This window comes from Kribbella speibonae (genome assembly GCF_004331375.1).
Taxonomy (GTDB): Bacteria; Actinomycetota; Actinomycetes; order Propionibacteriales; family Kribbellaceae; genus Kribbella; species Kribbella sindirgiensis.
Map to the genome: position 1 here is coordinate 322972 of NZ_SJKC01000008.1, position 12022 is coordinate 334993.

Annotated in this window: 14 protein-coding genes; 5 read left to right on the top strand and 9 right to left on the bottom strand. The window is 68.2% G+C overall.

Going from position 1 to position 12022, the window contains the following annotated elements; all coding sequences use genetic code 11:
* Positions 1-70: 70 nt before the first annotated feature.
* Positions 71-1342, top strand: a complete 1272-nt coding sequence (locus E0H92_RS40435; protein ID WP_131500020.1) for an ABC transporter ATP-binding protein — start codon at positions 71-73, stop codon at positions 1340-1342.
* A 16-nt stretch (positions 1343-1358) separates the two neighbouring features.
* Here E0H92_RS40435 and E0H92_RS44850 read toward each other — a convergent pair whose 3' ends face one another.
* The gene (locus E0H92_RS44850) at positions 1359-1586 is read right to left on the bottom strand and encodes a hypothetical protein (protein ID WP_202874078.1); all 228 of its coding nucleotides are present in this window, start codon (positions 1584-1586) and stop codon (positions 1359-1361) included.
* Here E0H92_RS44850 and E0H92_RS40445 point away from each other — a divergent pair.
* On the top strand, positions 1579-2004 hold the full coding sequence (locus E0H92_RS40445; RefSeq protein WP_131500021.1) for a hypothetical protein: 426 nt from the start codon (positions 1579-1581) through the stop codon (positions 2002-2004). The two genes, E0H92_RS44850 and E0H92_RS40445, sit on opposite strands and share 8 nt — an antisense overlap.
* A gap of 55 nt (positions 2005-2059) precedes the next feature.
* On the opposite strand, the gene E0H92_RS40450 is transcribed toward E0H92_RS40445, so the two are convergent.
* From E0H92_RS40450 to E0H92_RS40470, 5 genes are all read right to left on the bottom strand, one after another.
* Positions 2060-2776 carry a LuxR C-terminal-related transcriptional regulator gene (locus E0H92_RS40450; RefSeq protein ID WP_165550251.1) on the bottom strand — a complete coding sequence of 239 codons (717 nt, stop codon included), beginning with the start codon at positions 2774-2776 and terminating at the stop codon, positions 2060-2062.
* Positions 2777-2904: 128 nt separating this feature from the next.
* Complete coding sequence (locus tag E0H92_RS40455) at positions 2905-4245, bottom strand: FAD-dependent oxidoreductase (protein WP_131500023.1); 1341 nt, start codon at positions 4243-4245, stop codon at positions 2905-2907.
* Positions 4246-4446: 201 nt separating this feature from the next.
* A complete protein-coding gene (locus E0H92_RS40460; protein WP_131463125.1) occupies positions 4447-5082 on the bottom strand; it encodes a hypothetical protein in 636 nt (211 codons plus the stop codon).
* Entirely contained in the window at positions 5079-5627 is a 549-nt protein-coding gene (locus E0H92_RS40465; RefSeq protein ID WP_131463124.1) for a SigE family RNA polymerase sigma factor, read from the bottom strand. The genes E0H92_RS40460 and E0H92_RS40465 overlap by 4 nt, the downstream gene beginning before the upstream one ends.
* Before the next feature lie 25 nt (positions 5628-5652).
* Positions 5653-6336: an alpha/beta fold hydrolase gene (locus E0H92_RS40470; RefSeq protein ID WP_131500024.1), complete on the bottom strand. Its 684-nt coding sequence runs from the start codon at positions 6334-6336 to the stop codon at positions 5653-5655.
* A gap of 80 nt (positions 6337-6416) precedes the next feature.
* On the opposite strand from E0H92_RS40470, the gene E0H92_RS40475 reads away from it, so the two are divergent.
* Positions 6417-6839 carry a MarR family winged helix-turn-helix transcriptional regulator gene (locus tag E0H92_RS40475; protein WP_131463122.1) on the top strand — a complete coding sequence of 141 codons (423 nt, stop codon included), beginning with the start codon at positions 6417-6419 and terminating at the stop codon, positions 6837-6839.
* Positions 6840-6845: 6 nt separating this feature from the next.
* On the opposite strand, the gene E0H92_RS40480 is transcribed toward E0H92_RS40475, so the two are convergent.
* Entirely contained in the window at positions 6846-7727 is an 882-nt protein-coding gene (locus tag E0H92_RS40480) for a MurR/RpiR family transcriptional regulator (protein ID WP_131500025.1), read from the bottom strand.
* 203 nt (positions 7728-7930) lie between these two features.
* Here E0H92_RS40480 and E0H92_RS40485 point away from each other — a divergent pair, with 203 nt between their 5' ends.
* Together E0H92_RS40485 and E0H92_RS40490 are read left to right on the top strand one after the other, a co-directional pair.
* On the top strand, positions 7931-9061 hold the full coding sequence (locus tag E0H92_RS40485; protein ID WP_238173810.1) for a carbohydrate-binding protein: 1131 nt from the start codon (positions 7931-7933) through the stop codon (positions 9059-9061).
* A gap of 116 nt (positions 9062-9177) precedes the next feature.
* Positions 9178-10482, top strand: a complete 1305-nt coding sequence (locus E0H92_RS40490; protein WP_131500027.1) for a ferredoxin reductase domain-containing protein — start codon at positions 9178-9180, stop codon at positions 10480-10482.
* Between the two features lie 13 nt (positions 10483-10495).
* Here the strand turns inward: E0H92_RS40490 and E0H92_RS40495 are convergent, their stop codons facing one another.
* Positions 10496-11260: a sulfite exporter TauE/SafE family protein gene (locus E0H92_RS40495; RefSeq protein ID WP_131463118.1), complete on the bottom strand. Its 765-nt coding sequence runs from the start codon at positions 11258-11260 to the stop codon at positions 10496-10498.
* Positions 11257-11970: a FadR/GntR family transcriptional regulator gene (locus E0H92_RS40500; RefSeq protein WP_131500028.1), complete on the bottom strand. Its 714-nt coding sequence runs from the start codon at positions 11968-11970 to the stop codon at positions 11257-11259. Before E0H92_RS40500 ends, E0H92_RS40495 begins: the two co-directional genes overlap by 4 nt.
* Positions 11971-12022 lie beyond the last annotated feature (52 nt).

Sequence of the window (12022 nt, forward strand, 5' to 3'; positions counted from 1 at the left end):
ACCGGCTGCAATCAGTTCGCAAGGTACCCAGTGCTTGCCGGTGAACCGGAACTTCCCGTATAAGGCTGACATGACGGCGATCCGGCTCGACGCGGTGTCCAAGGTGTTCGAGGGCGAACACCTGGCCGTGGACGAGTTGTCGCTGCAGGTCGACGACGGCGAGTTCATGGTGCTGCTCGGGCCGTCCGGGTGCGGGAAGACGACGCTGCTGCGGATGATCGCGGGTCTCGAACGGGTGACCTCCGGCGAGGTCTGGTTCGGGCGGACCCTCGGCACCCGGCTCGCACCGCGCGAGCGGGGGGTCGCGATGGTCTTCCAGACCGGAGCGCTGTACCCGAACCGGACGGTGCAGGAGAACATCATGTTCCCGCTCCAGATCGCGGGGCAGGACGACGCCCGGGCCGGGTCCACCGCGGCCGGACTCGCGCAGATTCTCAGCCTCGAATCGGTGCTCGACCGGATGCCGCGGACGTTGTCGGGCGGTCAGCGGCAGCGGGTCGCGATCGGCCGCGCGCTGGTCCGGCGCCCGCAGGTCTTCCTGCTCGACGAACCGCTGTCGAACCTCGACGCCACGATGCGCACCGAGCTCCGCCAGGAGATCGGCGCGATGACCAGGGACCTGAACGTGACCACGCTCTACGTGACACACGACCAGGTCGAGGCGCTGACGCTGGCCGACCGGATCGCGGTGATGCGCGACGGCCGGATCGAGGACGTCGGGACGCCGACGCAGGTGTACAACGATCCCGCGACCGCGTTCGTGGCGGGTTTCCTCGGGACGCCGCGGATCAACCTGCTGGCCGCGACCGTCCGCGTCACCGCCCACCACCGGGTCGCCCTCGACCTCGGCAGCCAGTCGATCGGCCTCGACCCCACCGATCGCCGGTCGCTGATCCTGCGGCACCACGACGGCGCCGAGGTGATCGTCGGCGCCCGGTCGAGCGCGTTCAGCCTGATCACAACCCAGGACGCGCCGAACCAGCTGACCGGCACGATCCGGGCGTTCGAGTTCCACGGCCAGCAGTCGATCGCGTTCGTCCAGTGCGGGATCGAGGTCGTCGATCCCGACAAGATCGGCCAGGTGGCACCGGCACACGCGTCCCCTGAAGCGGATCCGGCCCCGTCGTTCCTGACCCGGGTCCGTTCCCGGTTAGGACTCGAAAAGCCGGCCCCTCCCCTGCCGGAGATCCACGGCGCCACCCACCGCCGCGCCGACCTGGTCGTCGAACTCCCGGTCGACACCGAACTGGCCCGCGGGACGCGCGTTCACCTAGCCCTCGACACCTCCCAGATCCACCTCTTCGACCGCACCGGCCGCCGCGTCGACCGCGTCACCCGCTGACAGCCCGCCCTCTGCATCAGCCTTTGAGGCCGGTCGTCGCCACGCCTTCGACGATGCGTCTCTGGAAGATCAGGAAGACGACGACGACCGGGATCAGCGCGACGACGCCCAGCGCTGACGTCCTACTGTTGCCTTTGGCAACCTCTGTTTCCGGATCCGGACATGTTCCCGTACCGCGGCGGCCGGACCGGTTTTCTGGTTGGTGGCAAGGAGAAAGCAACCAACCAGGGGAGACAATGAACATTCAGCGTTCGATGGTCAGGGGGATCGCGGTGCTCGGTGCGGCCGCGGCGGCGGCAGTGGTAGCGCCGACGGTCAGCTCGGCGGCGCCCGCACAGGAGACCGCTTCGGTCGCGACGAAGGCGGTCGCCAAGAGCGCCAACGCGGGGATCTGCGGTAAGTACGCCGGCACCGTCCGGGGGTGCGCCGGCTTCCGTGCGTACGACGAGCATCTGATCGTCTGCGACAAGCGGGCGGACGGTCGCGCGGTCGTGGCGCAGCTGTACTGGGCAGGCAAGATCCGCGCCGCGGTGAAGGACCGCAACGGGGCCAAGAATCCCTGCTACTACCTGGATCTGAGCATCGCCGAGGGCACACCGGTCTACGTCCGGGCCTACGTCCAGGGCCTCGGCTACACCAAGTGGGACCGCGGCGTCGCCTGATCCGATCACGAAGGAACTCGGGGGCCTGTCACAACGACAGGCCCCCGAGGCTTGTTCAGAGCCAGCCGCGGCGGGCGACTTCGAGGCCGAGCTGGAACCGGCAGTCGACCCGCAGCTTGTGGCACAGACGGGAGATCTGCCGTCGTACGGTCCGGTCGGTGACGCCGAGCTCGCGCGCGATCGCCTCGTCGGTCAGACCTGCGGCCAGCAGGACGAGGACCTCCCGCGATCTCCTCCCCAGCCGGTCGACCGGATCGTGCTCGGCGAACTCGACGGTTTCCGACTCCTCCCAGGTCGCCTGGAACGCCGCCTCCAGCGGGCGTACGAGTTCCTCCGACTCGATCAGCAGTGCCGCCTGCCGCAGCGGGGTGGCCCGCACCGGGACCATCGCGGTCGACCGATCGGCGAGGATGAGTTGCGTGATCGGCAACCGTTCCGCGGCCCTGATCTCCTCCCCCAGACCGACGACGGCGGTCAGGTACCCGCGCAGCGCGACGGCCTCCGGTCCGAGCAGGCCGTCGCGCGGCCCGATCGTCTGGATCCGGATGCCGCGCGACCGCAGTTCCGCTGTGCGCTGCGCCGACGCGGCCTGGTCCCAGTGCGGCAACTGGCTGTGCAACGAGCGCATCGACGTACGGCACGCCCTGAACATCCGGTCCCGGACACTGTGGATGACGGCGATTCCGTCCAGCCGCGTGATCCGCGGATCGTCATGGCCTTGCGCTGCGAGTCGCCACAACAGTTCCTGCAAACTCAACTCGACACTCGACACACGCCCTCCCCCGAGGTTCGCCGACCTGCCCCCAGCAGGCCAACAGTCCACCATGCAAGGGGGTCGGTGACCCGAGTGCCGGCGTGCGCTCCGCGCCGGGTGTCCGGTACCGGACATTGCGCCCGGAACTAGGCTTTCGCGACTCTGACCATCTCCTCGCGGGGCACGACCTTGACGCGTTCGCGACCGGCCGCCGCGCCGAGAGCGATCTCATGGGCGTCGAGGCGGGACCAGCCGTCGGAGTCGACGACGGTGGCGCCGCGGGCGGTGAGATGTTCCAGGATCCCTTGTGGGTCACGGATCTCGGGCTGGGGCAGCGTGTCGAGGTCCACGAGCAGGCTCGCGATCGTCTCCGCCGCATCGGACTTGGTGTGGCCGATCAGACCGATCGGGCCGCGCTTGACCCAGCCGGTGACATACAGACCGGGCAGCGGTACGCCGTCCAGATCGAGGACCCGGCCCCGGTCGTTCGTGATCACGCCGGCGTGGTGGTCGAACGGGATCTCCGGCAGATGCGACGACAGGTACCCGACCGCGCGATACACGGCCTGCACGGGTGTGTCGACGTACTCCCCCGTGCCCTTGACCGTGCCGTCTCCCTGCAGCTGCGTCACCTCGGTCCGCAGGCCCTCGACCCGCTCGTCGCCGAGGACCTCGACCGGTGCGTGGCAGAGGTGGATGTGGATCCGGTGCGGAGCGCCCGTCGGCTCGGCCTCGACGTACTTGAGCAACGTGTCGACGACCAGCCGGGTGCCCTTGCTCGCGTTGATCGCGGCCTGGCTCGCCGCGTCGATCTCGAATCCCTCGGGGTGCACGATCACGTCCACCGACGGTGAGTGCGACAGCTCGCGCAGCTCCATCGGCGTGAACTTGATCTGCGCTGGACCGCGCCGGGCGAACACGTGGACGTCGGTCGCCTGGTTGAGCTTCAGCCCCTGATACACGTTGTCGGCGATCTCGGTACTGAGCTGCTCGTCGGCCGGCTTCGCCAGCATCCGGGCGATGTCGAGCGCGACGTTCCCGGCCCCGATCACCGCGACGTCACGGGCCTCGAGCGGCCAGTCCCGCGGTACGTCGGGATGCCCGGCGTACCAGCTCACGAAGTCCGCCGCGCCGTAGCTTCCCGGAAGGTCGATCCCCGGAATGTCGAGTGGGCGGTCGGCCATCGCACCGGTCGCGAACACGACCGCGTCGTAGTACCGGCGCAGGTCGTCCAGCTTCAGGTCGACGCCGTACGAGACGTTGCCGACGAACCTGATCCGGTCCCGGCCCACGACCCGCTGCAGCGCCTTGACGATCTCTTTGATCCGCGGATGGTCCGGCGCGACGCCGTACCGCACCAGCCCGAACGGCGCGGGCAGGCGCTCGATCAGATCGACGTGCGCACCCGGGTGTTCCTGCGTCACTATGTCGGCCGCGTAGATGCCGGCCGGTCCCGCACCGATCACGGCAAGGCGGAGATCCCTCATCATCACTCCCAGTAAGTTAGGCAAGCCTAACCTACCTGACGAAGCCGCCATTCTGCCGTCCGGGTCTGGTCGTTCCAGAATGTGGAAAACGCCGGGACGCCGGCCAGCTCCTCGAGGGTGCCCCGGGCAACCACCGTGCCCTGATCGACGAAGACCACCCGCTCGGCGACCCCATCCGCAACCGCCGGCAGGTGGTCCGCGTCAAGGGTGGTAGACCGCGACGGCGAGTTGGGAGGTCGGGTCGTTGAGCGGGGGTGGCGGAGCGGCACCGAGCTGGTAGGTGAGGTCGACCAGGCGGAGTCGGATCGGAGTACTGCGGTCCAGGGGCGCGCCGCCGGGACCGAATCCGCCGAGCGTGCTGGGGATCGTCGGATAGCGCGAGCACGGGAGCAGCTGTGGCTCGTCGCCCGCGCTCGTCACCAGCACTTGGCGGTGTTCGCCGTCGCGGGATGTGCAGGCCACCGAAAGCTCGTCCCCGGCGACTCGGGAGAGCAACCGAGGGGTGAAGTCCGTCTGCCCGCGTTGGCCTGCCTCCTGGCTTGCCAACTGGAGCCCGCCGAAAACGTCCGTGAAGGGTTCCATCGGCAACGGATCCGCCGGCAGAGCCGTCGACGTTCCTGGCGACGGCGGACTCGCCGGGGTCTCGCTGAGCAGATCGAGGTGCTGCACTCCACCGAGAACCACCGCCAGTGTTGCGGCGGCAGCCGCCACGAGAAGACCCGAGCGCTGCCGCGTCCGCCGCCGTCCGCGGCGATGAAGGTCCTGCAGCGGCGGCACCAGAGCGTGCGCCGGTTCGGCCGCGTTCTGGAGGCGGGCGCGGAGATCGTCGACGTTCATCGGCGGCTCACATCCTCGCCGCTGGTGAGTTCGACATGCAGGCGCCGGAGGCCGCGATGGGTCTGGCTCTTCACCGTGCCGATGCTGCAGCCCAGCGCCGCCGCGGTCTGACTCTCCGTCAGGTCCTCGAAGTAGCGCAGCACGATCACCGCACACATCCGCTTCGGCAACGACCGCAGCGCGTCGAGCAGGTCGGCGTTGTCGACCATGGTGTGGTCGTCGACCGCGATCTGTCCGAGATCCTCTTCGGTCAGTCGTTCCGGATGCGACCGCCGCCGTCGCCACCAGGAGAAGTAGGTGGTCATCAACGTACGCCGTACGTATGCGGTCGGGTCCTCGCTGCGGATCGAGTCCCAGGAACCCCAGCATTTGACCAGCGCGGACTGCACCAGGTCCTCGGCCAGCGCCCAGTCCTGGGTCAGCAGCCGGGCGGTCCGGACCAGATGCTGATAGCGGGCCGCGACGTATTCGTCGAAGTCCGCCACCACAGGAGTACTGCGCTGATCCTCCACCTGCCCCCGAACTGCCACCAACTCAGCGGTCATATCCCTTGAAGAGTCGATCCACGGCTCAAATGGTTGTCAAGGTCGCCAATAATTCCTCGGGGGTCTCGAGTTGCGGGAGGTGGCCGGTGCGTGGCAGGAGGGTGTAGGTCGAGCGCGGGATCGCGGCTGCGTAGGCCTTGCCGTACTGCGGGTCTGCGATGCGGTCGCTTTCGCCCCAGATGACGTGGGTCGGGATGTCGATCTCGGCGAGGCGCTTGATCAGGGTCGGGTCGGACATGGTGGGGCCTGTGTAGCCGATCAGGGCTTGTACGTCGGGGCTCGGTCCGCCGGCGCTCGGCGGTGCCGGCAGCTTGCTCGGGTCGTGGAACGAGAACGACCGGAGCTCGGCCGGCGACAGGCCGCTGACATCGGTCAGCGGATGGCCGTCGACCTCGATACCGATCCCGTCCACGATCACCACGGCCCGGATGCGCGGGCTCTTCCGGAGCGCGATCTCCGCGGCGAGCCAGCCGCCGAACGAGTTGCCGACCACGGTCACGTTCGCGAGGTCCTGGTCTTCGAGCAACTCGACGTACGACGCGGCGAGGTCGGCGACCGTGGTGACTCCAGCACTCCTCGGGGTGCCGCCGAAGCCGGGGTGGGTCGGCAGCAGGACCTGGGACCGCGTTCGCTCGGCGAGCAGGTCCGTGAAGCCGGCCATCGTCTGGACGCCGCCGCCACCGTGCAGCAGCAGGAACGGGTTGTTCATGGTCGCTCTCCCTCAGCTCGTCTATATAAGGAACCTTAGATCAGTATCCTGATATAAGCAACCTGATGTAGAATGCGGGCATGAAGCATCAGCCCGCGGACGTCGCCCTGGCCGTCAAGCGTCTGCAGTACCGGCACCACCGCGCCCTCAGCCGCGTACTCGCACCTTTGGGGCTTTCGCTCGTGCAGTGGGACACGCTGCGGCACCTGCACCGCGAGCCGGACGCTTCGCTGCACGACCTCGCGATGCTGACATTCCAGACCGATCAGTCGTTCGGCTCACTGGCGACACGGATGGCGGACCGCGGCCTGATCGAGCGGATCCCGGGCCCAGGGCGCGCGGTGAAACACCGCCTCACCACAAAGGGCGAGCAACTCCGCGCCGAAGGCCAGGAGGCCGTGAACGCCGTCGTCAAGTCGTCATTCGATCCCCTGACATCCGCCCAACTCCAGCAGTTAGGCGACCTCCTGGATCTTGCGCTCGGGCCCGACCCAACCGCCTGACCCCAGCTACAGCTCGGCCGGCGGGACGCGGTGGCGGTCCAGGGCAGTTGCGGTGGTGTCGAGGAGGTTGACGGTGCGGTCGTGGAGGACCTGGGCGAGGCGTGCATACAGGAGATCTACGACGAGGAACTGGGCGTGGCGGTCGGCGAGGGCGTCGGCTCGTTCGCTGTGGATGTGGCGGGCCGTCGACAGGACGATGTCTGCGACCTGAGCCAGCGGTGAGTCCGGGTCCGCGGTGATCGCGACGGTGATCGCGCCCCGGTCGGCGGCTGCTTGCAGGACCTCGATGGTCTCGGCGACGCGGCCGGAGGTGGAGACGCCGATGAACAGGTCCCTCTCGTCCACCAGCGCCGCCAGCGTCAGCCCGCTGTGCACATCGGCAGAACTCCAGCACGGTACGCCGATGCGCCGCAGGCGATGGCGGAGTTCGTCGGCCGTGACGCCGCTCGTACCGACACCGAAGAAATGACATTGCCTGGCCGCGGCGAGCCGGGTCACGACCTCGTCGACGGCCGCCAGGTCGAGCACCTCGGCGGTTCGCATCATGGCGTTGGCATTGGTTGCCAGCAGCACCTTCAGTACCTGGTCGGCGGGCGCGTCCGGGGCGATCTCCGAACCGATGTCGGTGTCCCAGCGATGGGCACCGGACCGACCGACCTCCTCCGCGATCGCCACCCGAAGCTCGGCGAAACCTCGCAGCCCGCAGGCCCGGCAGAACCGCGTAACCGTCCCGGGCGAGGTGCCGGTCTGGTCGGCCAGCTCGGTGATCGTCAGGCGCGCCGCGGCCGCCGGCTCGGCCAGCACGAAGTCGGCGATCCGGCCCAGGGCGGTCCCGAGCTCGGGACGGGTGCCGCGCAGTCGCGCCAGCAGTCCCACGTCACCATCCATCCGATAATTATTCTCAAATCAGGGTGGAGGGCGTCAAGAGGAGAAGAATTTTTCTCATTCGCCCTTGCGGACGGGCGGCCGGGTCCTCATCATCGTGACCGCCATACCTCCGAGAGCGAGGGACTGTCATGCCTGAAATCCGCCCCCGTCCGTCGTCCGCTCATCAGCCCCGCGGTGCCAAGGGTCTTGCGATCCTCTGCAGCGTGGCGGCCGCGATCGCGGCGACGGTCGTCATCACCGAACCAACCGCCAACGCCTCCAGCCAATCAGCCCAATCGGCCGCGGGCACCTGTGGAGAGATCTTCGACGACTTCCACTACACGGCACACAACGACCCAGCACTGCAGGCCCACGGCTGGAACGCCCGTTCCGAGTCCGGTGGGCCGGGAGTTCCCGGCGCCAGCTGGCTGCCCGGCAACATCACGTTCCCGACCCGCGACGGCGATCCCGTCGCCCAACTGATCGCGTCCACCGACGGCACCAGCGCCGGCACCACGCACGCCGAGCTTCGGCAGACCCAGCAGCGGGTCCGGGAGGGCACGTACGCGACCCGCGTGCGCTTCACCGACGCACCGACCAGCGGGCCGGACGGCGATCACATCAACGAGACCGCGTTCACGATTTCGCCGCTGCGGTACGACTACGACCCGCTCTACAGCGAGCTCGACTTCTCCGAGTACCTGCCCAACGGCGGCTGGGGCGACACCGGTCCGGTCAACTACCAGACCAGCTGGTACACGTACCGCGCCGAGCCGTGGGACGCGCTCCGTGCCTACAACGCGACGCACGCGTCGTACGCCGGCTGGCACGACCTGGTCACACAAGTTGCCGACGGCCACGTTCGGTACTACGTCGACGGCGTACCGACCGCAGACCACACGGTCGATGACAAGGGCAACCCGGTGACGCCGCGGCAGGACATGACGATGAACTACAACCTGTGGTTCATCGACCTCGCCACCCACACCAGCGGAACCAGCGTGTACGAACAGCAGGTCGACTGGGCGTACTACGCGAAGAACGAGGTCGTCTCCCCCGCAGACGCAGTAGCCCGCGCAGCAGCCTTCCGCGCCGGCGGCACGGCGTACGTCGACTCACTCGTCACCGGAGACACGTGCACGCCGACCACACCACCGACCACTCCCCCCACGACACCGCCTACTTCGCCGCCGCCTGCGGACTGTGGCAACGCGGTCGCCTGGAACTGGGGAACGGTCTATCTCGACGGCCAGCGGGTCAAGCACAACAGCAAGCTCTGGCAGGCGAACTGGTGGACCCAAGGTTCCGAACCAGGCCTGACGGCGCAGTGGGCCCAGGTAGGACCCTGCACCTGATTTGTTGAGGTTGTGTTGCAGTCGGTTGGAATTGCTTGTTGTGGATCAACCGAATTGGTGCCCCCAGGCGTCTCAAGCTGCATTACCAGGGGTGGTACTGAAATTCGGGGGAATTCATGTCTGTGGTTCGTTGTGCTCCGGCGTTGCCGGATGTCCGGTTGCCGGAGCCGTTGCCGTGGGGACGCCGTGTCCTCAAGCATCCGCGACTGATGCAGAGCAATCGGCTGGCACTGCTCGTCCTGATGGTGAATGTTCTGTGCGCACTGCGCGGTCATTGGTGGAACGACGTCGCCGTGCTCGCGCTGGTCGCACAGGTGAATTTCACGGTGGGAATTCTGGTACGCCAGCAGTTCGTCGTGAACTGGCTTTCCCGGTGTGTGATGAAGGCGCCGAAGTCGTGGCCGCTGCGGCTTCGGTGGGCGTTGGCGAAGGGCTATCACCTGGGCGGACTGCACGTGGGTGGTGCAGTCTGCGGCACCTTGTGGTTCCTTGCGCTGACCGTCGTCGCCACCGGTCGGGTCGGCTCGACGCTGCTGCTGGTGTACTACCTGCAAGCGCTAGCGCTGCTAGCGATCGTGATCACTGCGCGGCCCAGTGCGCGCGCCAAGCAGCACGACCTGTTCGAGCGCGTTCACCGCTTCGGCGGCTGGGGATTGTCCTTGCTGTTCTGGATCGGCGCGGTCCTGCTCGCGGACGAGCGGCGAGGTACCGCACCACTTCTCGAGGCACTCGCCGGTACGCCGACCGTGTGGGTCCTGATGCTCACCACGATCAGTTCACTCGTACCGTGGTTGATGCTGCGGCGCATCCCGATCGACGTCGTGCGGCCGTCGTCCCACGTCGCGCTCGTACGGGCCGGTCGCAGTCGTCCGATGGCCGGTTCGGCACGTGCGATCGCACGGCATCCCTTGCAGCAATGGCACAGCTTCGCCGTGATCCCGACGCCGGGCGCGCCCGGGTTCCGGATGACCGTGTCGCGCGCCGGCGACTGGACCAGTGACTTCATCGACAATCCACCGACGCACATCTGGGTCCGCGGTGTCGCCACAGCAGGTATGGCGAACTACGGGACGGTCTTCCGCCGAGTCGTCTACCTGGTGACCGGTAGCGGGATCGGGCCGGTGCTCGCGCACGTCCTGGCAGCCCGCGTGCCGCACAAACTGGTGTGGGTGACGCGCGACCCGGTCAAGACGTACGGACAGGAACTGGTCGACGAGATCCTGTCCGCGCAGCCGGACGCGCTGATCTGGGACACCGACGCGAACGGCAAACCGGACATGGTGAAGCTCGCCTACTCGGCGTACGAGGAATCCGGTGCGGAGGCGGTGATCTGCGTGTCGAACCGGAAGCTCACCTGGTCCGTCGTCCATGGCCTGGAGCGCCTGGGCATTCCAGCGCTCGGCCCGATCTGGGACTCCTGAATCAACGCAAAAATCAACGCAGCATCAACACGGCAGCGGTGATACCCGCGAGCACGATCAGGACGCGGAGCAGGCCGCTCGGCAGTCGGCGGCCGATATGCGAGCCGACGTACCCGCCGGCCACGGACCCGATCGCGAGCAGCACGATCGCGGTCGGGTTCAGGTCGGCGATGAAGACGAAGATGACACTGGCCACGAGGTTCGCGGCCAGCAGGGACAGGGTTTTGAGGGCGTTGACGACGCGCAGTTCGAGGTCCAGGCCGAGGCCGAGCACCGCCATCATCATCACGCCCGCGCCCGCGCCGAAGTACCCGCCGTACACGCCGGTCAGCGCGGCGAAGAACGTCGTCGCCGGGGTCATCGTCGTCCGCGTCGCCTGCGGCTCGTCGTGCCGGGAACGCAGCCACCGGGAGATCCACGGCTGGACGCCGACGATCAGGCAGGTGAAGAGGATGAGCCACGGCGCCGCCGCGGCGAACACGCCTGGCGGCAGGGCGAGCAGCAGTACGGCGCCGCCGATCGCGCCGATCGCACAGGTCAGCACGACCGCGATCGTCGTGGGCCGGGAGACCTCGCGCAGCTCGCGGCGGTACCCGAACGAACCGCTGAGCGCGCCGGGCAGGAGGCCGATTGTGTTCGAGGCGTTCGCCACGACCGGCGGGATCCCCAACGCGATCAGCGCCGGGAAGCTGATCAGCGACGCGACGCCGACGGTGGACGTGAGTACACCGGCTCCGAGCCCGGCCGCGATGATCGCCAGATGCTCGACCCCGTTCACGTCCTGTCCCGCAGCAACGCGACGTCGGACACCAGCATCACGTGCTCGTGCATGGCCAGTGCGGCGGCGTCCGGATCGCCCGCGGCGATCGCGTCCGCGACCTTCTGATGGCCGGCGAGCGACTCGCGGGGCCGGCCGGGCTGGGACAACGACTCCAGCCGGGTCTCCCGGATCAAGTCGTGGATGGCGGTCATCATCTTTGCCAGCAACCCCGATCGCGCCGCCGCGGTCACCGCTCCGTGGAAGGCCTCGTCGCCCTCGACGCCCCGGCCGCCCGCCTCGATGTCACGCTCCATCGTCTCCAGGGCGGACCGGATCGCGATCAGGTCGGCGTCGGTACGACGGGACGCCGCCAGCGCAGCCAGCTTCGACTCGAGTGCGTCGCGGGCCTCGATGATCTCGGGCAGCCGGTCGGCATGCGCGCGGATCGCCTCCATCACCGGCGCGGTCCGGGCGCGGTCGGTCAGCACCGTACCGTCGCCGTGCCGAACCATGACCGCACCGATCACCTCGAGCGCGACCAACGCCTGGCTCAGCGTCGCCCGGCTCACGCCGAGTCGCTGCGCCAGCTCTCGCTCCGGTGGCAGCCGATCGCCCGGCAGGAGGTCGTTCTCGATGATCCAGGTGCTGATCTGGTCGGCGACCTGCTCGTACAGGCGGGACCGCGGGACCGGTCGTGGCGGTGCGGGACGAGCAGGCGGCGACTCCATGTCAGTACCTTATTGACAAGTGGCCCATTGGGCTATTGGCTAGGCCACTGCG

What these genes read in the sequence shown, in the direction of transcription:
- E0H92_RS40435 (WP_131500020.1), top strand. Translation starts at nt 71, where the DNA reads ATGACGGCGATCCGGCTCGACGCGGTGTCCAAGGTGTTCGAGGGCGAA.
- E0H92_RS40445 (WP_131500021.1), top strand. Translation starts at nt 1,579, where the DNA reads ATGAACATTCAGCGTTCGATGGTCAGGGGGATCGCGGTGCTCGGTGCG.
- E0H92_RS44850 (WP_202874078.1), bottom strand. Translation starts at nt 1,586, where the DNA reads ATGTTCATTGTCTCCCCTGGTTGGTTGCTTTCTCCTTGCCACCAACCA.
- E0H92_RS40455 (WP_131500023.1), bottom strand. Translation starts at nt 4,245, where the DNA reads ATGAGGGATCTCCGCCTTGCCGTGATCGGTGCGGGACCGGCCGGCATC.
- E0H92_RS40460 (WP_131463125.1), bottom strand. Translation starts at nt 5,082, where the DNA reads ATGAACGTCGACGATCTCCGCGCCCGCCTCCAGAACGCGGCCGAACCG.
- E0H92_RS40465 (WP_131463124.1), bottom strand. Translation starts at nt 5,627, where the DNA reads ATGACCGCTGAGTTGGTGGCAGTTCGGGGGCAGGTGGAGGATCAGCGC.
- E0H92_RS40470 (WP_131500024.1), bottom strand. Translation starts at nt 6,336, where the DNA reads ATGAACAACCCGTTCCTGCTGCTGCACGGTGGCGGCGGCGTCCAGACG.
- E0H92_RS40475 (WP_131463122.1), top strand. Translation starts at nt 6,417, where the DNA reads ATGAAGCATCAGCCCGCGGACGTCGCCCTGGCCGTCAAGCGTCTGCAG.
- E0H92_RS40480 (WP_131500025.1), bottom strand. Translation starts at nt 7,727, where the DNA reads ATGGATGGTGACGTGGGACTGCTGGCGCGACTGCGCGGCACCCGTCCC.
- E0H92_RS40490 (WP_131500027.1), top strand. Translation starts at nt 9,178, where the DNA reads ATGTCTGTGGTTCGTTGTGCTCCGGCGTTGCCGGATGTCCGGTTGCCG.
- E0H92_RS40500 (WP_131500028.1), bottom strand. Translation starts at nt 11,970, where the DNA reads ATGGAGTCGCCGCCTGCTCGTCCCGCACCGCCACGACCGGTCCCGCGG.